The organism is Gimesia panareensis, from assembly GCF_007748155.1.
Taxonomy (GTDB): Bacteria; Planctomycetota; Planctomycetia; order Planctomycetales; family Planctomycetaceae; genus Gimesia; species Gimesia panareensis.
Map to the genome: position 1 here is coordinate 2,247,317 of NZ_CP037421.1, position 19,950 is coordinate 2,267,266.

Consider the following 19,950-nt stretch of genomic DNA (forward strand, 5'->3'; position numbering starts at 1 on the left):
CGGAATTTCCTATGAGCGTTCAAAAAGAAATCGAACAACTTCGCCAGCAACTCGAACATCATAACCGGCTGTATTATATCAAGGCGAAGCCGGAAATCTCTGACCGCGAATTCGATAAGATGATGAAGCGGCTGGAGCAACTCGAGGAAGAACATCCGGAGTTTGATTCACCCGACAGCCCGACCAAAAAGGTCGGTGGGGCACCGATTGAAGGTTTCCAGACAGTCGCCCACCGCGTGCCGATGCTTTCCATCGATAATATCTTTGAACTGGATGGTCTCAAGGATTTCGAGACGCGTATCTGCAAACTGCTGGGGGAAGACCAGGTTGAACTGACTGCCGAGTATAAAATTGACGGGGTTGCCGTCTCATTAGTTTATGAAAACGGGCATCTCGTACAGGGAGTGACCCGAGGCGACGGTCAGCAGGGTGATGACATCACTCATAATGTCCGCACGATCGGCGGTGTTCCCCTGCGGTTGAATGTCAAAAAACCTCCCGCACTGCTGGAAGTCCGGGGGGAAGCCTACATCAGCAATTCTGATTTTCAGGTGCTGAATGTCGAAATGCAGGAGCAGGGGAAAGAGCCTTTTGCCAATCCCCGGAACACGACGGCTGGTGGACTGAAACTGCTGGATCCGAAACTTTGTGCCAAGCGGAAGATTCGTTTCTTTGCACATGGTATCGGCGCAGTAGAAGGCGTCGATTATCAGACACATGTGAAATACCTCGCCGCCATTCAGGAGATGGGAATCCCGGCTACGCCTAATGTGAAGGCTTTCCCCAACCTGGAAAAGACGATGGAACACGCCCAGACGATGATGGACGATCTGCACACGCTCGATTTTGAAGTCGACGGGATTGTGCTTAAAGTCAACCGTTTTGATCAACGTGATCTGCTCGGGAATACATCCAAAAGTCCGCGTTGGGTTGTGGCCTATAAATGGGAACGCTATGAAGCGGTCACCCGGGCCGAGTCGATCGTATTCCAGGTCGGCAAGACGGGAACGGTGACGCCGGTCGCCAATCTCGAGCCGGTGCAGATTGCCGGGACAACAGTCTCACGTGCCAGTTTGCACAATCATGATGAAATGCTGCGGCTGGGGATTCAGATTGGTGACTGGGTGGTTGTGGAGAAGGCAGGGAAAATCATTCCGCACGTGGTACGCGTTGAAGAACATCGCCGGGATGGCACGCAGCAGGAACTGGAATTTCCCTCTCACTGTCCCGAGTGCAATACGGAACTGGTTAAGGATGAAGGGGGCGTCTATATCCGGTGCCCCAATCCCGAATGTCCCGCTTCTGTACGTGAAACGCTCCGGTACTATGCCTCGCGTCAGGCGATGGACATTGAAGGGATGGGCATCAAGATGATCGAACAGTTGCTCGAAGCCGGACTTCTCACTGGGCTGGCTGACATCTATCGGCTGGACGAGCATTACGAAGACCTGGTCAATCTGGAACGGCAGGGAGAAAAGTCGATCGATAATCTGCTGGCTGGGATTGAAAGTTCGAAACAGCAGCCGCTCTGGCGGTTACTCACAGGACTCAATATCCGACATGTCGGCGCCAGTAATGCCCGCATCCTCGAACAGGAATTTGGGACGATCGACGAGATCATAAAGCAGAGTGTGGAAGATCTGGCGGAAGTCAACGAAATTGGCCCTGTGATTGCCGAGTCGGTATATAACTTTTTCCACTCTGATTTTGGACAGAAGCTGGTTTCCGATCTGAAAGAGCTGGGCCTCAATATGGGGACGCCCGTCGCTAAAAAAGAAAAGGCCTCGGGCGTACTTGACGGAAAAACAGTGGTCGTTACGGGAACTCTCTCACAGTTTACACGTGGCGAAGCCAAGGAATTGATTGTCAAACATGGCGGCAAAGCTTCCGGTTCCGTTTCTTCCAAGACCGACTATCTGCTCGCAGGGGAGAAGGCCGGCAGCAAGCTGACCAAGGCCCAGGAACTGGATGTGCCTGTTCTTTCCGAAGAGGAATTTCTCACGATGCTGGGAGAAGAGTAGCCGGTCAGGTGGAACTCGGCATACCTTGGGTCAGATTCATCTGCTCCAGTCGTTCCAGCCGCTGCTGGAGATCAGTTTCGTGCGGATAGAGTCTTTCCAGATCCCACAGATCCATAAAAACACGTCCCTGATTCAGTTGCAGGCACTGTTCCAGTACTTCTTCGACGGAGGAGAGTGCGGGTATCGAAAACTGTCCTTGTGACTGCAACAGCTCGAGCATGCCGTTACCCGGCCGGGTCGGAATCACGGCACAGCAGCCCACCCCCAGCGAAAACGCATATTCGACAGAGCGAATTGCCCACGCGACTCCTTCTGATTCCTCCAGGAACGGGGGTTTGAGCAGAATGAATGCCCGGACTTCAATCTCATGCTGCCGCAGGAATTCAGCAGCCCGGGCAAAGTCATCGAGCGTCATTCGTTTGTTGAGTGCCGGTAACACTTCAGGGTGTATTGTTTCGAGGCCTAAGGCGATTTCCAGTTGGCCGGCAATCTGCTTCTGAAAATCAGTGCAGGACTCGTTGCAGAGCAGGGGGTGATTCTCGACAATGACACGCTCAAAAGTCTCAACCAGCTCCGCAATCGCGGGCCAATCCTCCCGGGGGATGGCTTTCGCATCAAAAAAGTTGCCGCTGTTATACAGCTTGATCTGTCTGGCAGCCGGGAGACGATTGAGGGCATATTGAATCTGTCGTGGAATCGATCCGACAGAAATGCTTTCATCCGTTGTGTTCTGCCACAGGTCACACATCAGGCAGCGAAACGGGCATTCGCGATTCGTCAGGAACAGCGTCGAGGTTTCAACCGGCTTGCCGGAGGCAGAGGGTTCGACTTCATTTAAAAAAGCATAGGGACGCTGCTCGGAGACCCGATTTTTGAGGCCGCGGGCCTGCAGGATCTCCTGATCGTTGAATTGGCGAACAGGTAAGTTCATGATGACCTATTCAAGTGCTGATAGCACTAGGATGGCTGTTGAAACAGTGAGAGCAGCGTCTGCCGATACACGTTTTCTGATTCTGCAAACACAGACTGAAATGAATCTCCGTTGAGGGTGCCTTCCTGAAATCGCCGTTTGGGATAAACGGGCATGGAGAGGCCTGTGACCTGTTTGACCCCCCGGCAGACGATATCCCCTTTCAGGGCGTACAACTTGCGGGGATCCCAGTCGGTCAACTCGATAAAGGGGATCCCTTCCGCAACTTCAATGACATTCGGCAATGCATAGGGGCTGAAGCCCTGGAACCCGAGCGTGCGTGCCGGGGCATAAGTGCGAACGTGCCCCCGGCTCTGTCCCCCCGAATAAGTCAAAGAGTGTTTAACGGCTTCCACTCCCCAGCCTTCCTGGTACAGCATCAGGTTGTTGAGCACACTGCGGATGGTCAGTTCCGGGTTTGCGTCGATCGGGTAATCCTTCAGATTCTCATCACCGCCATCACCGTCGATCAAATATTTCCAATGGGGATATTGCTCACGGATTTTTTTGCACAGAGCATAGGTCATCGTGGCAGCCTGCACATCCAGCGCTTTATAGTCTTCGACGACTTTGATTGTTTCCCGATAGTCCAGTGAATCCTGTGGTACTTCCATGATTTCCAGAAACAGACTGAGATTCAGCTGATCCAGAAATTCGAATGCCTGTCTGCAGTCACTGCCTTCCCCGTCAATCGAGAGTGAAAACGCTTTGAGGCGGGAAGGAGATTCCTGGCGACTGATTAAAGCATGATACAACAGCAGAAAAATGGCCCCACTGTCGATACCGCCAGAAAACAGCATACCGATTGGTTCCTGTTGTGGGATCATGTCCAGCCATTTGTGGATTTCCTCAGAAACTGCACTGATATACTGCTTGCCGATTTCATCCAGCTTGTTTGTCAGCCGGTTACGTTCCGGCGTGAAAAAGCGGGTCGTTTTCGGATTCGGATCCGGACAGCCGATGAGTTGCAGTTCGAGCAGATAATGCGCGGGAACCATACGCGTATACGAAGGATGAAACTGGTCATCCAGTCCTTCGCTTTTGAGGAACTCATAGATCTCATCAATGCGTTCGGCGATCACCAGGCAGGGACCTTCTGCCCGTTTGGCCAGGAAGAATCGCATGGGCCTGCCAATCGAACGTGCCATGCGAACACGTGTTCCCTCTTTGTGGACCAGTGCGAATTGCCCGTCAATCTCCCGGATCTGCGCGGGGGATCCATTTCCGACACGCTCGACGGCCTCTTCAAAAGTCATATTGAAGAGCAGATTCGCTTCTGGGTCGAGTAAATTGACAAGCCGCTCCACGTATTCGTGATGAATCATTAAATCTAATCCTGAGATTTAACTGAGCCATAATAAAGGTCAAACTGATCCGGTTTTCAGACTGGATTTTATGTTGCTGCTAAACAAATGAAAACTCACTGCCCGAGAAACCCGCGAATTTTGAGAAATTCATCGATTGAACTGTCTGTCCCAGTTTCCAGCAAGGCTGGGGTTGTGAATTCAAGATTGGTCTGGTAATTTTCAAAAGTACATATGGGAGAGGACTTATGAGTGATCTTGACTGCCACAACTCTGTTTCACGCCGCGATTTTCTCAAGTCCAGTGCGCTGGGGATTTCCGCGGGCTGGGTTACAGGGCAGGGAATTGATGCGGGAGCCGGGCTGAATCTGAAGACAGGGCAGAAATCGGTGGTCATGATCTATCTGCCCGGCGGTCCGACGCAGTTTGAAACCTTTGATCCCAAGCCGGAAGCTCCCAGTGAAATTCGAGGTTCCTTTCTTCCCACACAGACGAAAGTACCCGGAGTCCAGTTCTGCGAATTATTGCCCCGGCTGTCCTCCATCTCTGATCGCTTTTCCGTGGTCAGAACACTCGTAGGTATGGAAAACCGGCACGAATCCTTCCAGTGCTATACCGGGCGCGCAGGGGGGAGAACCGAAGATGGCGAACCAGCGGGGGGCTGGCCCGCGTTTGGCTCTGTGATTTCTCAACTGCTGGGACCCGGTGCACAGGGAATGATTCCCTACGTCGATGCGGCTCCCAAAATGAGTTACGGTCCCTACAACAACAACGGAAGTCATTTGCAGGGGAATCCCTCGTGGCCCGGATTTACCGGTTTCAAGCACATTCCTTTTGCTCTGGAGGGAGAAGTCAAATCGGATCTGGTGCTGCATGGGATCGACCTGACTCGTTTGAACCAGCGGAAATCGCTGCTGCAGTCAGTCAAACAGAATCAGCAGCAGATTGACGGAGCAGGCCTGGATAACTTTCAGGATCAGGCCTTCGAGATGCTGACCTCCGGACGCTTTGCCGAAGCGATGGACCTCGAGCGTGAACCACAGTCGGTCCGTGATCGCTATGGTGCGCTGCAAAAAACAGATCCCAGCTTTGGGGGCGCACCACAGAGCCCGCAGCATCTGTTACTTGCCCGGCGGCTGGTTGAAGCCGGCGTTCGCTGTGTGACCGTCGCCTTTGGGGCCTGGGACTGGCATGCTAACCGGGAAGGCTCGATTGAATACCTCTCGAAAAAATATCTTCCTCTGTTCGACCAGGCGCTGGCGGTCTTTCTGCAGGATCTGGACGAACGCGGCTTACTGGAACAGACCACAGTCATCGTCTGGGGGGAGTTTGGCCGTACGCCTCGCATTAACGCCAAAGGGGGACGTGATCACTGGCCCGGCACACAGTCCGTGCTCATGGCCGGAGGTGGGATCCAGGGAGGACGCATCATCGGACAGACTGACCGCGTGGGGGGCGTTCCCGCAGAACGACCGGTGGATGTCCAGGAAATCTTCGCGACCCTCTACCAGAATATGGGCGTTGATTTGGCGACCGCCCAGATCAACGACCTTTCTGGCCGACCCCGTTACCTGATCGACGACAACCGTCCGCCGGTACGGGAATTGTATTGAGATTCGCACTGCAGAGCCCTTGGCTCAGGTCGGCCCGGTTGCTCTCATCGTTCGGTTCTAAAAGCTAATAGGATATCTAAGTATTATATCCTAAATTGTTTATGGCGAGCCGACATTTCCAGTCAATGCGACCACTGTGAATCTGAACCGTTGACGTTCCAGTAAATTACAATATACTGCACTTCTGACTGAGGCTCATGATCTCGCGCCCAAAATCATTCATCACCCGCCCTCAGTGCGCTCAAAAGAAGATCAGCGATTTTTCGACATTTCTTCATTTTACCAGAAGTAAATCCAATATGTTTAGCAGCGAAGTACCCTGGATTACACCTCCCAGGTCACTCAAAGTCGGTACACAGGATTCCAGCGAACAGTTTCATCAGGCACTCGGCCTGGACAGCAACGGCAACGCCACCTGCAATGAAGACCGTGATGAGATTCTGCGGTATCTGAATCTGCAGCTGATCGCTAACGGTTATCCGGCTGCGTTAACAGATGCAGATCGTACCTTTGCAGATATTGCCAAAGGACTGTTGGAAAACCATCGCCAGAAAAATCGTCTGCTGGTCAATCAACGATGCCCCGTTGATCAGCGCATTGAAAACTTTCTGCAGACGCATTTCAGCGATGTTCCCGGCGGTGCAGAATTAAAACTTCCCGCCCGGACTCTGATTCTCGACCGTTTTGGTCTTGCGCGGGAATTATCGTTACCCATCGAAGGGGATGAATATCACAGCGACCTGGTGCAGTCTTACCGTGTGAAAAACGGGGTGCTGCATAATCCCAAGCACGACCGCCGCACCACCGTGGGGACCTTCCATGTCACCGAAGGTGGTTTGCCGGTTCCGGGAGATAAGCGTTCTGTACCGCGGGCGACGTTCGTCAAAATGTTCCAGCATGCCATGACGCCACCCGATGATCTGAAACTCTTCCCCTTTACTTCCGAACAGACGGAACCCGCCACGGGCTGGGCTTCGTTGCTGCTCCGACCGATTGTCTGCCCTGAAGTGGAAGGGGTGACACCTGAAAAGCGGATGGAAGTCCGGTTCTTCGCTCCCGGGACGCTCGTCAGTAACCTGGATTTTGTAGAATCCATCTTTGGTAATGCCGGCGATCCTTTTGTTCCCACACATGATGCTGCCCTGGATGTCATGCACTGGACCGGTCACACCGGTGCGGTCATCCTGGCGCCGCACTTGACGAAGCTGACAAAACGTGAGCTCGGCCTGCCGCACTGGGACGATGCGACCGAACGCCAGCAGCGCGACAGCATGTGCTGGAAGTCGGAAGACGAACTTTACAACGACGGGATGGCATTCAAGCTGACCTGTCGCACCGAAGAGGGAGTCATCGTGACCCTGATCGCGGACAACTACTTCGGTTACTGTAAGAAAGAGGTCAAGACCCAGATTAGCTACTCGGCCAATCTGTTTGGCAATGCCGAGGAAGAACACGCGGGTGGCACCATGGCCTATCCCAGTTACAATCTGGGCGAAGGCTTTCAGGTCAACAGCGTCCGCTATAATGGTCGCACCTTTGACGATGTGATCCAGGATTACGGAGATCATATCGACGGACAACCCGAGGGCTACGGCATTGACCGTGTCTATCCGGAACTGATTTACATTCCGGAAGATGCCTATGCCAGTCTCCCTGAGCAGTGCATTCGTTGGACCCGGGGAGGCACAGAGCATTCGATTCCGCTGCTGCCCGGCCAGGTCTACATGGCTCCTTCGGGTTACCATCTGCGAATGGAAAAGCATCCGGCTGCTCCCTCCTGGAGAATTGTCGGTACCACCGGTGAGGGAATCTTCTGCCACAAACCGTGTACGGTTTCCGGTGGTGGAAAAAGTGAAATCAGTAAATCGATTCAGGATTACATGCTCTACGGACCCGTGTTTGTCTCGAACTACGAGAAAGACATGGAGGCGGTCCGCGAAATCATTGAGAAAGACTATTCCGATCGCTGGCTCGAACCGCTGCCGGAGGGGCACCCTGATCTGAGGCCCAGCCGAAGCGTGCTCGATCTGAATCGCTCGCTGGGGAGTGTGATTAAGTTGCTGACACCATCCCCCGCCTATACTCCGGAATTCAATGAATGGTTGAACTCGATTCCCGATCATATTCTGGCCCTGGTCTTCATTATCAAGCGTATTTACTGGCCCAGCTGGGGAGAAGACTGGGACAGTCATTTCGGCGTGGATATCGTCAATGGCACTCACGGTCACGAGTTGAAGTACCGCGAGCGGAAGCTGGTTGGAACCTATCTGCGCGTCGGTCTGTTTTCACTGTCCGGCTGGCGGACATTTAAGGTTCGTCAGGACTTTATCGCTTCGATGAAAATTCAGACCGAAGACGACATCAGCGCCTCGGTCGTAGTCCCGTCGCGAGATCTGCCTTATCTGGCGGAAGGGGAGACGGGCGAAAGTTGCAAGTTTGTCATCAACAGTGAATATCGACTTTTCCAGCGGCCCGACGATGCGATCATTCGCGGTCTGGATAAACAGACTGAGCTGGATCTCAGTAAGCCGGGGAACTTCATCTCCAACTTCGAGCCGTTAAGCATTGATCAGGTCAGGGAGATGAGTAAGTACGTCGTTGATTTCGACGCCTTCAGTCCACCGATGCAGGAGATGTTGCATGCTGCGGAAGAATCGAACAGCAGTTATGTCGTCTGTTCAGCCAATCCGCGTCAGATTGATGGGAAACCGACCAAAAATCCACGTTACCTGCAGATCCGCCCTGATCTGGTCAAGCCGTTCAATTCTTACGTGGCAAAAACGGCAACGCGCCTGTTCCGGGCTATACCCGCGGATCAGCCGGTCCATAACCCTGTCAATGCCGTCATGCTCGGGCGTCGCAACAATCCGCCGGAGAAAGAAAAGGGCATCCGCAGCCTGGCCGTCTATTCGCCCATCCATTACCAGGAACTGCCTGAGCTGTTCATGGACTTCGTCTGCTCTCTGACCGGGAAAAGTCCTTCGACAACAGGTGCCGGCAGTGAAGGGGCATTGACGAAAGGGCCGTTCAACGCGCTCCGTCCTTCCGCAGATCTCAACAGTGCACTGGTTGGCTACATCCTGACGGGTTACGCTGGATTTTCAACAGCGGCAGGTCATATCGGCCCCAATGTGCGGGTGGACCATGATATCAGTCTGCTTATTCCGGAAATCTGGTGTCGGATGAAGCCCGAAGAGCGTCAGCCTGAATTCCTCATCAGCGAAGGACTGCTGGAGCCGATCAAAGACTTCGAACATCAGGGCGTTGAGATCCCGGCCAGCCGTCTCGGTTATCGCATCACCTACAAGTTCCTGTTGCGATTCTTCGGGCGTGTCTTTGATAATCCGGCGTCTGTCTTTGACGAAACAATCCTCAAGCCGGAAAAGCAGGATCTCGAATCCTTCGTGGACGGTATCCAGCACATCGCTGAAGCCCAGCAGCGGGTCGCCCTGCAGTATTTCGAAGATGGTGGCTATGAAGAGGCCTGCCCTCCGTTGCAGGCAATTCTATCCATCATGGCACACGGGAACTGGCAGGGACACACCATCCACGACCCGGAAGTCCGTTCCCTGTTTACCAGGGAGAACCTGCTGCAGAGCGACTGGTATCAGGAGCGGCTGGTGGCCCGTCAGGAACGCGAAGTGGCATTGCTCAAACGGCACCTGGAATATCTGGATCAGTTCAGTGTCCAGCCCGGTTACGACCGGGAAGTCGTGCGGCTGCAGATCCCTGAACGTCGCAAATGGGTCGAGGAACAACTGGCTCACGTCAGCTCTTCCGCTTACCTCGAAGAACTGGTCGGTTCGATCGGAGCCGAGCCCACAAAAGATTTAAAAGGGACCGCGAAATAAGCGGCGGGCCTGCTGTATTTCTTTTGTACTGATCTGTTAGAATGCCGGCTGCCATTGCGCACCCTGAGCCCCTGATCTCGTGTCAGTAATGCATGGGGTGTCGTAATTTACAGCGTTTTCCGGCGATGGATGCTGCCGGGATCAGCGAATTCTCACACCGCATTCAAACCATCAGTGAAAAGTACAGGTTTTTAGAAGTATGTCCGACCGTGCCGCTCGAATCGAAGCCCTCTACGCTGCTGTCCAGAAACGGATTCTGATTCTGGACGGGGCCATGGGGACGATGATCCAGAACCATAAACTCAAGGAAGCCGATTATCGGGGCAAACGGTTCGCTGACTACCATATGGACATCGCCGGCAACAACGACCTCCTGTCGTTGACACAGCCCGAGATTATCCGCGGGATTCATCGTGAATATCTCGAAGCCGGTGCGGACATCATCGAGGCCAATACCTTTAACGCGACCCGACTCTCCCAGAGTGATTACGAGATGGAGGATCTGGTCTATGAGCTGAACTACGAGTCGGCAAAACTGGCCCGTGAAGTGGCCGACGAATTCACGACCGCCAATCCGGAGAAACCCCGCTGGGTTGCTGGTATCCTGGGCCCCACGAGTCGAACCTGCTCGATCTCTCCCGATGTGAATGATCCGGGAGCGCGCAATGTGACCTACGATGAGCTGGTCGAAAACTACCTGGAATCGATCGATGGCCTGGTCAAGGGGGGGACCGATCTCCTGCTGATCGAAACCATCTTTGATACCCTGAATGCCAAGGCAGCCGTATTTGCAGTCCGCACCTACTTCCAGCGGGAAAATATCGAACTCCCCATCATGATCTCCGGGACGATTACCGATGCCTCGGGGCGCACCCTGTCGGGGCAGACTACGGAAGCCTTCTGGAACTCGCTGGCTCACGCCCGACCTTTCTCAATCGGCCTGAACTGCGCCCTGGGGGCACAGGAACTCCGCCAGTATGTGAAAGAGCTCTCGCGTGTCTCTGATACTTACGTTTCGGCTCACCCCAATGCCGGCCTGCCTAACGAATTCGGGGAATACGATCAGAGTGCCTCCGAGATGGCTGTTATCGTTGAAGAGTTCGCTGACAGCGGGTTTTTAAATATTCTGGGTGGCTGTTGTGGTACGACTCCGGCCCACATCAAAGCCATCGCCCAGGCCATGGAAGGCAAACAGCCGCGACAGATCCCGGAAATCGAACCGGCATTGCGGCTCTCCGGACTGGAACCGCTCAACATCACCAAAGACAGTCTGTTCGTGAATGTAGGCGAACGCTGTAACGTCACCGGTTCGGCCCGGTTTAAGAGGTTGATTAAGGAATCCGATTACGATACAGCTCTCGAAGTCGCCCTGCAGCAGGTCCAGAACGGGGCCGACATCATGGATGTCAACATGGACGAGGGCATGCTCGATGCCGTCGCCGCGATGACTTCGTTCCTGAATCTGGTTGCGACCGAACCCGAAATCGCCCGCGTGCCCGTGATGGTCGACTCGTCGAAATGGGACGTCATCGAAGCCGGCCTGAAATGCATCCAGGGGAAACCGATCGTGAACTCGATCAGTCTGAAGGAGGGGGAAGCGGAGTTTCTGGAGAAGGCCCGCCTCTGCCAGCTCTACGGGGCTGCCGTGGTCATCATGGCGTTCGACGAAGACGGGCAGGCCGATACGAAACAGCGCAAGATAGAAATCTGCGAACGCTCTTATCGATTGCTTCTGGACAAGCTCGACTTCGCCCCGCAGGACATTATTTTCGATCCGAACATCTTCGCCGTCGCCACCGGGATCGAAGAACATAATAATTATGCCGTCGATTTCATCGAAGCGACCGCCTGGATTCACGAAAATCTGCCGCACGTGAGCATCTCCGGGGGCGTCTCGAATGTCTCCTTCTCTTTCCGCGGCAATAATCCTGTCCGCGAAGCCATTCACTCGGTCTTCCTGTATCATGCGATTCGTGCCGGCATGAATATGGGAATTGTGAATGCCAGCCAGCTGGCCGTTTACGACGATCTGCCCGCAGAACTTAAGGACAAAGTCGAAGACGTTATCCTTAATCGGACTCCGGATGGAACTGAAGCCCTGCTGGCGATTGCCGAAAAATACCGCGGAGACGGCAAGACCGGTGGCACAACAACCGAAGACCTGTCCTGGCGCGAATTGCCGGTCACCAAACGCATCGAACATGCACTGGTGAAGGGGATCTCCACCTACATCATCGAAGACGCCGAAGCAGCCCGCCAGGAATTGCCCCGTCCACTGGATGTGATCGAAGGTCCGCTGATGGACGGCATGAATGTCGTCGGCGATCTGTTCGGAGCAGGGAAGATGTTTCTGCCGCAGGTTGTGAAATCAGCCCGCGTGATGAAGCAGGCCGTCGCCTATCTGCAACCCTTCATCGAAGAAGAAAAAACAGAAGCCAGCAAGCCCAACGGGCGCATCCTGATGGCGACCGTCAAAGGGGATGTGCACGATATCGGCAAGAACATTGTCGGCGTCGTACTGCAGTGCAACAACTTCGAGGTCATCGATCTTGGCGTGATGGTTCCCTGTGAAACGATCCTGCAGACCGCCCGGGAAAAGGAATGCGACATCATCGGCCTGTCCGGTCTGATCACTCCCTCACTGGATGAAATGGTCACCGTCGCCTGCGAAATGGAACGACTGGAGATGAATCTTCCACTGCTGATCGGCGGAGCGACGACCTCCAAAGCCCATACTGCTGTGAAGATCGAGCCGCAGTACAAGCGGAATCAGGTCGTCTATGTGCCAGACGCCTCCCGTGCAGTCGGCGTGGCAACCTCGCTTCTCTCTGACGAGCAGCACGAAAAGTACGTCCAGAAGATCAAAGCGGAATATGTCGAGGTCCGCGATCGGGTCGCCAACCGCAAACCGCAGGGGGCCCCCGTGCCTTACGAAGATGCTGTCAAGCAGGGGCTACAGATCGACTGGGAGACTTACACTCCACCTGCCCCCGGCTTTACCGGCACTCAGGTTCTTGATAATTACCCGCTGGAAGATCTGGTGAAATACATCGACTGGACTCCCTTCTTCCTCAGCTGGGATCTGGTGGGCAAATACCCGAAAATTCTCGAAGACGACGTGATCGGCGAAGCCGCCCGCGACCTGTTCGATAATGCCCAGACCATGCTGCAGAAAATCATCGACGAAAAGCTGCTCACCGCCCGGGCTGTCATCGGTTTCTGGCCGGCCAACCGCGTCAACGGCGACGATATCGAAGTCTACGATAACGTAGATCGTGAGCACACCGTTGCCCGACTGCATCACATTCGTCAGCAGATCCGTAAACGGGGACAGGAAGAGGCGCCACTCATGTCGCTCGCGGATTTTGTTGCTCCGAAAGACAGCGGAAAAATCGACTATATCGGCGGCTTCGTTGTCACGGCTGGTATTGGGGCCGAAGAACTGGCCCGGAAATATCAGGAAGACCACGACGACTACAACAGCATCATGGTCAAGGCCCTCGCCGACCGTCTGGCCGAAGCCTTCGCCGAACATCTGCATGAACGGGTCCGTAAGGAATTCTGGGGTTATTCACCGTCAGAAACCTTTGATAATGAATCGCTGATCAAGGAACAGTACACGGGCATCCGTCCCGCGCCCGGCTACCCGGCCTGTCCCGACCACACCGAAAAAGACACGCTGTTCAAGATGCTGAATGCGACCTCTGAAATCGGTGTGACGCTGACCGATCATTTCGCGATGTCCCCCGCCGCTGCGGTTTCAGGCTGGTATCTCTCCTATCCGGAATCACGGTACTTCCACATCGGTAAGATCGACAAAGACCAGCTCGAATCACTGGCAGCGCGTAAGCAGATGAGTCTTGAGGAACTCACCCGCTGGCTGCGTCCCGTTCTGCTGGATGAGAACGGCAAATGAGCGTCCACGGTCTACGCTTTGCGGATTGAGATACCGCGCGAATGCTGCTGGTGCGGTTCCCAGAGTTTGATTTCAATCTCGTCAGAACGCTGTTCTTCGTACTGCAGAATCCTGCTGAAGACAAACCAGAAATCGGAGAGCCGGTTCAGATACTGACACACGGCCGGGTTCACCGGATCTTCAATCTCCCAGACGATCAGTTCCGCTTCGCGGATCATGGTGCGAATGTCGTGCGAAATCAGAACCCGCAGGCTTCCCTGTGGCAGGATGAACGAATCCAGCGGCTCCAGGATCGGCATCAGCTCACCAATCAGCGCGGTGATCTCTTCCGCTTTCTTCAGTGGAAACCGGCCCTCGGTCTCGCCTTCCTTGAAGGGGGTGCTCACGTCAGATCCCAGATCGTACATCTCCTGCTGAAAGGAGTGCGCCAGCTCGGTCAGATTCAACTGGCAGGTCACATCCTCGGACAGAGGGAGATGCAGCACATCCTGATCGCAGGCAAAGATAAAATAACCCAGTTTGACCGCGATCTGTTCGATCGCTGCCAGCGCCCGGATGCGGGGTGATGCCTTGGCCACCCGCGAGCCGTCGTTGAGATACGTTTCGCCCGCGTCCCCGGTTTTGGTGACGATCATATTCAGATGCACTTTACCGCGCGCCCCCATGGTGTCAATCCTTGTTCTGTTCTGTGGACCTCAGGAAAATCGCACTCGATATTCCCGTTTTTCACTTAAAATCATAGTCAGTTTTAGCATTCTCACAGAGTCAGAACAGCAGGAAAACAGGGTTTTCATCACAGGATCAAGAAAACAAAACTGAAAAAACCGTTACAGCAGGAATCAGTCCCGGCGATCCCGCTTTCAACCCGTCTGGAGCCTCGAAATGTGACTTTACAAGCCGGGAGACAGAATATATACTTCGACCGAAGCCCAAGCCTTACAGGAATTTCGGGCTTCTGGAGAGGTGGCAGAGTGGCCGAATGCACCGGTCTTGAAAACCGGCGTGCCGCAAGGTACCGGGGGTTCGAATCCCCCCCTCTCCGCTTTAAATCTAAAATGGCTCGTATCCTGAAAAAACATGGGGGGCGAGCCATTTTTTTGTCATCCTCATTCGTATCGCCGGGCAGAACACGCCGCAATGTTGTACGATAACGGTCTGGTTATTCTTCGCCAATACTCCAGACAAAGACGCGTCCCTCCGACGTACCGGCGATGATTCGGTTGCTTTTCGACGAGACATTGAGATCACCAATCGTCCGTGTCGGGACGTTGAATTCCGACAGCCGCTTCAGTGATTTAGCATCATCAATGAACACCCCATTGCTGAATCGTAACATGATCAGAAACGGGCTTCCCGGAAGTGTGTATGCATGCGAGAGGCCGTTTCGACGCGTTAAGCTGCTCAGTTGCTTCCCGCTGGCAGCATCCCATCTGCAGACCTGACCATCTGCGCCGCAGGATGTGATTTCAGTTCCATCTTCACTGAACACGGCACTGTTGACACTGGCGCGATGACCTTTCAGCTCCGTCAGCAGCTTCCCGTTGCTGGCGTCCCAGAGCTGGAATCGGCCGGGAAATTTCCAACCACGCTCATTGCTGGTACTGGTCAGCAGTTGCTGACCATCGGGCGAAAATCTCACAAAGTGGACAGCGCTCTCATGGGGGATCTTGATTCGTGTCTTCCGCGTCTCGAAGTCCCAGATCCTGACGGACTTGTCTTCCGATCCCGTAGCGACTTCCTTCCCGTCCGGGGAAAAGTCCGCATCCCAGATGCGCGCCTGATGTCCATAGCGTTTGTCGAGTCGCTTCATCTGCGCTAAATCCCAGAAGATCACCCCGCTCCCGAAACCAACGGTGACGGCGCGCTGGCCATCCGGTGAAAGGGCACCTGCTGAGACCACTTCCTTGTTGTCCAGCGTTTGAACAATTTTGACCTGATCGACATCCCAGACACAGAGCTGCTTGTCATGGCCGCCAGTCACGGCTCGCTTTCCCGATTCATCGAGCGCCGCAAACCGGATATAGCCATCGTGGCCCGACAGCATTTGAGGCGGTTTTGGAGACTGCCAGCAGCGGATCACCTCTCCGGGAATATTGGCAATCAGCAGCGACGAACTGTCCTCGGCAAATCTCAGGTCACTGATCGGACCGCGAGTGAAGACTGTGGACAGTTCACGAAAATGGACGAGATCAAAGGTCTGCAGATATCCGCTGACCGTTCCGATTGCCAGGACGCGCTGATCCGGATTGAATGCGATCGACGTAATTCCCTCGTCTGGGTAGGCGTCCGGCCATTTCAAAATCTCGGTCATCGCAGGCCACTCATATCTTCGTGATCTGGCATCACGTAATGCTAGATTCCAGACCTGCAGGCCTGTCTCTGCGTCCCAGATCCGGAAGGCTCCCTCTCGATCACCACTGACCAGCCAGCGGCTGTCCGGACTGAAAGCCAGTGCCTGAACGACATTGTCATGACCTTGCTGAATGGAGCGTTTGGATTGTAGTCCGACATCCCAGATCACAACAGAGTGACCCTCACCGGCAGTGGCAGCCCAACGACCATCGGGGGAGAACGTTGCCGCCCTCACGCGTCCTTTATGCGCCTGTCGTGAAACCGGTGGCGCCTTACTCCCAGGATTGATCCAGATCGCGTTCCCGACCGCATCACCTGCCAGTAACTGTTTGCCATCGGGAGACAGTGCCAGTGATGTGATGGCCGACCCAGTTTCGGAGACCGGGATGGTCGCTGTCACAGCAGAGGTCTTTGAATCCAATACCTCTACCTTGCCCGTGCTTGTTCCACAGTAAATCTGGTGGGGAGCAGACAGGACCGTGGTTACATGGTTTTTGTCGTTTATCGTTTTCGATTCAGGGAAGGGGATCTGCTGCTCTACCAGGCCGGTTTCGATGTGCTTGCTGATGACATGGTTGGCATCTTTCAGTGAAACGAGTCGCGTGCCGTCTGAACTGAATCGCGGGGCAACCAGGGGATGATTGGTCTCCTGCTTTTCTAACCAGCGGGGCTCAGACGTTCGCTCGCCGCTGATGACCAGCAAGTCCCCGGTCCCTGTTGCAATAACCCAGGACCGTCCCTCCTGATCGGTCGCCATGGCGGTCACTAAAGTTTCGAGTTTCACTTGATCTGATTGTCCGGGCCTGGTTTGATTTCCGAATGTAAGTGTTCCATCCGCTGTCGCAAAGGCAAAATCATGTGACTGCGAGGCGACGGCGACTTTGCTCATCCTTTGTTCTGGCTTCAACCCACCTTTCTCAGGGAGAGTTGGCTGGAAGGGGGGCGGCATGACGTCTTTCCCTGTGGATGCTGCGAGTACGTGCAGACTGGAATCTGGGAACCGACCAAAGAGATTGTCATCATCAGCAGCCATAATCCAGGTGTGTTCCGGCAGTGTGACTTCATTCTGGTAAACAAGCTTATTGTCCGTAAAGTTGTACCAGCGGAGTTTGTCGTCCGTTCCCAGCGTCCACAGACGATCCGGCGCTACGAAATGGACTTCAGAGGCAAAGCGTCCCTTCCCATCGATGGCCTCAGAAATCACTTTTCCGGTTTCCACATCCCAGATGAAGAGTTGATTGTCGTGCCCCAGGCTGGCCAGCAGTTTCCCGTCTGGCGAAAAGTCGAGTCCCCCGATTGACAAATTGTGCTTTACCCGGCGCTGCGCAGGCCCCTCCGGTAACGGCTGCAGCACAACCGTACGATCCCGCGCTCCATAAGCCAGCAGCTGACTGTCAGGCGAAAACGCCACCGTTGTCACGCCCAGCGGTTCATAGCACTCCTTGACCACCTTTCCGGACTGCAGGTCCCAGACCTGTAACAGTGATCCCTCGGCATTGATGTGACGACTCACAGCAGCGTAGCGTCCATCCGCCGACACACTCAGTTCTTCGACACGGGGAGCAGAATAAATCACGGCGTCCTGCTTCCCGCTATAGTAGCCAGGGCCGATTTTGGGTGAAGTATCAGCTTGGGCAATCACAACCGAGGGTGGAGTCGGCACCTCAATCACTTCCGGAGTTGTAGCGGATTTCGATATCGCCTGAGTAACAGGGACTGGCTGGCTGGGCTGCGCCTCCTGTGGAGAAGGTTCCTCACTGGGGCTGGCTGTCACATCAGGTTGGGGTGCAGGCGACTCTTGGTCAGTCTTTGTACTGCTGCAGCCCTGCAGGGAGATGAGCCCCAGAACCAGGGACAGGAACACGCTTTGGATGCCGATTTGATATCTCATGCTTACCTCATGCCATTAGTAAATGGAACATCATTGTGAGGGGACGGGGGAGGGGCTGTCCCCACGAGTGACCCAGATGCGATCGATCATGAAACCATTGTCATTGTTTTCACTTTCACCACGGAAAAAGATTTGCAGGGGAATACGACCCAGTGTCGGTTTGTTTTGTCGATTGGTCTGCGCACGAAATTCGGACAGCGGAATGCTCACCGTCCTCCATTCGCCGGGCTGAGTCTGCCAGAGATTCAGATCGACGTAGCAGTAAGTCAATGCAGGCCGGGGATCTTCATAGGTTCTCGCACGCAGATAGATATGAAACCAGCCGGGAGGCTGTACTTTGAATCTCAGGTGGAGCAGGGAATCTTCATGCCAGAAAAACAGACCGGATGGATCCAGTGGCGATTGAATCTTCTGGATGACCTGCAGATTCTCATGAACGGAAACGGATTTGATGCCGCCCCGGGAATCATTCGGCAGCGAATGATCCAGCTGACGCCCCTGCCAGCCCACCGGAACCCCACGTTCAAAATCAACGCTCCATTCGTCCGCAGGGCGCGGCCAGTCTACTACAGACAGGGGCTCAGATTCGGTCACCGGCAGGAACTGTCCGGTTGAGACCAGCTTCTTCGATCCGTCGGTGTTCCGCGTGACCTGCACTTTCCCTTCCAGCACCGCGACCGCGCTCTGCTCAGGGAGAGAGAGCAATTCGAATTCGGTTCCCAGCACCTGCACTTCCGCATGGGGCAGGAAAAAAGTCAGTGGATTTCGGGGACTTTGGGGTGCCACTTTCGCACTGATACTGCCCGACGTAACAAGAATTCCGCCGGTGGAGGGGGGATGGACGATAACCTCTGATTCCTGTCGGATTTGAATGCGGGTCTGATCCAGCAGTTGGACCGTCGCGGCGCCACCTCGCCCGGTCTGCAGACGATCTCCTGGTTGGAGCGGCTGAGGCTGACGGATGAGTTCATCGGGAGAGATCCACAAGGGAGCCTGTTTGTTTCGCAAGATTTCTACCCGTCCGGAAACTCGGACTAGTTTTCCGGGGGCCTCTTCAACCGGTCCCTTCCAGGTAAACCAGCCGATGCTGACTGCCAGTAACAGGACCAGTGCCAGTGAAACAGTCCACCAGCGCCTCAAGGGGCGGACTTCCTGGACGAGAGAAACCTCTCTCTCCGCGGACGAGAAATCTTCCGATTCGACATCAGATTGCCAGTGTAATTGAGTCAACAGCTGACAGAAGCGAACATACTCTGTCCGAAATTCCGCATCGGCTTTCAGGAGTTCCATCAGCCGGAGTTCCTGTTCCCCGCTCAGTGCGTCTTCTGCCATTGCGTTGAGAAGAATCGACCATTCTTCCGGCTGCGTAAACGCTTTCATGAACGCGTCTCCGCAGCCAGGGTTCGTTCGATACACTCACGCAGTTTATCCCGCACACGCCGCAATGTTGCCGAGACCGCTTTGGAGGTTTTTCCAATCTCGGCAGCCAACGCATTGACGGCTCCGTCCGGCTGATAGCGGCGGGAAATCAGGTCGCGCTGAGAGGCAGTGAGCTTTTGCAGGCAGTTCTGCAGCGCAGCATTCCGACGGTCGTACTGTTCGGATTCGGTACTGGCAGCCTCCGCGATCTTGTTCAGCAAATCGTCGTCGAATGTCAGCCCTCTGCGGGCCGACTTTGATCGATGTGACATGACCTGGAGGCGGGCAATCGTAAACGCCCAGGCAAAGTAATTGGTGCCCGGTTCGTATGTCGCCCGTTTCCGCCACAGAACCACATTTGTTTCCTGCAGAATGTCATCCGTATCAGACGGATGCCTCACGAGAGCGAAAATGAAGGCGTAAAGCCGGCGCTGTGCCTGGGCGATCAGCCGGACATGCTGCTCGGATTCATTTTCTGCCTGTGGGGGGGCGTTTTGGTTCATTTTGGTTCTCCGTCTGCAAGGAAATACAGGCATCCTGACGAATTCCACGACAATTTCACTGGAAAACGGATATTTCTCAAATAAATTACCATCACAGAGGAAAAAGCCCC

Annotated in this window: 10 protein-coding genes and 1 tRNA gene; 5 read left to right on the top strand and 6 right to left on the bottom strand. The window is 54.5% G+C overall.

Features of this window, described 5'->3' with window-relative positions; genetic code table 11:
- Positions 1–11: 11 nt before the first annotated feature.
- Positions 12–2,021: an NAD-dependent DNA ligase LigA gene (ligA, locus tag Enr10x_RS08350; RefSeq protein WP_145448748.1), complete on the top strand. Its 2,010-nt coding sequence runs from the start codon at positions 12–14 to the stop codon at positions 2,019–2,021.
- Between the two features lie 4 nt (positions 2,022–2,025).
- On the opposite strand, the gene Enr10x_RS08355 is transcribed toward ligA, so the two are convergent.
- Positions 2,026–2,952: a radical SAM protein gene (locus tag Enr10x_RS08355; RefSeq protein WP_145448749.1), complete on the bottom strand. Its 927-nt coding sequence runs from the start codon at positions 2,950–2,952 to the stop codon at positions 2,026–2,028.
- A gap of 26 nt (positions 2,953–2,978) precedes the next feature.
- Positions 2,979–4,316: an asparagine synthase-related protein gene (locus Enr10x_RS08360; RefSeq protein WP_145448750.1), complete on the bottom strand. Its 1,338-nt coding sequence runs from the start codon at positions 4,314–4,316 to the stop codon at positions 2,979–2,981.
- A 227-nt stretch (positions 4,317–4,543) separates the two neighbouring features.
- Here Enr10x_RS08360 and Enr10x_RS08365 point away from each other — a divergent pair, with 227 nt between their 5' ends.
- The 3 genes from Enr10x_RS08365 to metH all read left to right on the top strand — a co-directional run bounded on the left by Enr10x_RS08365 (position 4,544) and on the right by metH (position 13,675).
- Positions 4,544–5,908, top strand: coding sequence for a DUF1501 domain-containing protein (locus Enr10x_RS08365; RefSeq protein ID WP_145448751.1), 1,365 nt, complete (start codon positions 4,544–4,546; stop codon positions 5,906–5,908).
- Positions 5,909–6,207: 299 nt separating this feature from the next.
- Positions 6,208–9,759, top strand: coding sequence for a hypothetical protein (locus tag Enr10x_RS08370; RefSeq protein WP_145448752.1), 3,552 nt, complete (start codon positions 6,208–6,210; stop codon positions 9,757–9,759).
- Between the two features lie 199 nt (positions 9,760–9,958).
- A complete protein-coding gene (gene metH / locus Enr10x_RS08375) occupies positions 9,959–13,675 on the top strand; it encodes a methionine synthase (RefSeq protein ID WP_145448753.1) in 3,717 nt (1,238 codons plus the stop codon).
- Positions 13,676–13,686: 11 nt separating this feature from the next.
- On the opposite strand, the gene Enr10x_RS08380 is transcribed toward metH, so the two are convergent.
- Positions 13,687–14,340, bottom strand: a complete 654-nt coding sequence (locus Enr10x_RS08380; protein ID WP_145448754.1) for an ATP:cob(I)alamin adenosyltransferase — start codon at positions 14,338–14,340, stop codon at positions 13,687–13,689.
- 292 nt (positions 14,341–14,632) lie between these two features.
- On the opposite strand from Enr10x_RS08380, the gene Enr10x_RS08385 reads away from it, so the two are divergent.
- Positions 14,633–14,717 (top strand) — tRNA-Ser (locus tag Enr10x_RS08385).
- Positions 14,718–14,834: 117 nt separating this feature from the next.
- Here Enr10x_RS08385 and Enr10x_RS08390 read toward each other — a convergent pair.
- From Enr10x_RS08390 to Enr10x_RS08400, 3 genes are read right to left on the bottom strand one after another with little or no spacing between them, the layout of a single operon-like run.
- Positions 14,835–17,918: a WD40 repeat domain-containing protein gene (locus Enr10x_RS08390; RefSeq protein ID WP_145448755.1), complete on the bottom strand. Its 3,084-nt coding sequence runs from the start codon at positions 17,916–17,918 to the stop codon at positions 14,835–14,837.
- 30 nt (positions 17,919–17,948) lie between these two features.
- Complete coding sequence (locus Enr10x_RS08395) at positions 17,949–19,298, bottom strand: FecR domain-containing protein (protein WP_145448756.1); 1,350 nt, start codon at positions 19,296–19,298, stop codon at positions 17,949–17,951.
- Positions 19,295–19,840 (bottom strand): sigma-70 family RNA polymerase sigma factor, encoded by a 546-nt coding sequence (locus Enr10x_RS08400; protein WP_197996032.1) that lies wholly within the window; start codon positions 19,838–19,840, stop codon positions 19,295–19,297. Before Enr10x_RS08400 ends, Enr10x_RS08395 begins: the two co-directional genes overlap by 4 nt.
- Positions 19,841–19,950: the final 110 nt, after the last annotated feature.

Coding starts and splice junctions, on each gene's coding strand:
- ligA (WP_145448748.1), top strand. CDS start 12: ATGAGCGTTCAAAAAGAAATCGAACAACTTCGCCAGCAACTCGAACAT.
- Enr10x_RS08355 (WP_145448749.1), bottom strand. CDS start 2,952: ATGAACTTACCTGTTCGCCAATTCAACGATCAGGAGATCCTGCAGGCC.
- Enr10x_RS08360 (WP_145448750.1), bottom strand. CDS start 4,316: ATGATTCATCACGAATACGTGGAGCGGCTTGTCAATTTACTCGACCCA.
- Enr10x_RS08365 (WP_145448751.1), top strand. CDS start 4,544: ATGAGTGATCTTGACTGCCACAACTCTGTTTCACGCCGCGATTTTCTC.
- Enr10x_RS08370 (WP_145448752.1), top strand. CDS start 6,208: ATGTTTAGCAGCGAAGTACCCTGGATTACACCTCCCAGGTCACTCAAA.
- metH (WP_145448753.1), top strand. CDS start 9,959: ATGTCCGACCGTGCCGCTCGAATCGAAGCCCTCTACGCTGCTGTCCAG.
- Enr10x_RS08380 (WP_145448754.1), bottom strand. CDS start 14,340: ATGGGGGCGCGCGGTAAAGTGCATCTGAATATGATCGTCACCAAAACC.
- Enr10x_RS08390 (WP_145448755.1), bottom strand. CDS start 17,918: ATGAGATATCAAATCGGCATCCAAAGCGTGTTCCTGTCCCTGGTTCTG.
- Enr10x_RS08395 (WP_145448756.1), bottom strand. CDS start 19,298: ATGAAAGCGTTTACGCAGCCGGAAGAATGGTCGATTCTTCTCAACGCA.
- Enr10x_RS08400 (WP_197996032.1), bottom strand. CDS start 19,840: ATGAACCAAAACGCCCCCCCACAGGCAGAAAATGAATCCGAGCAGCAT.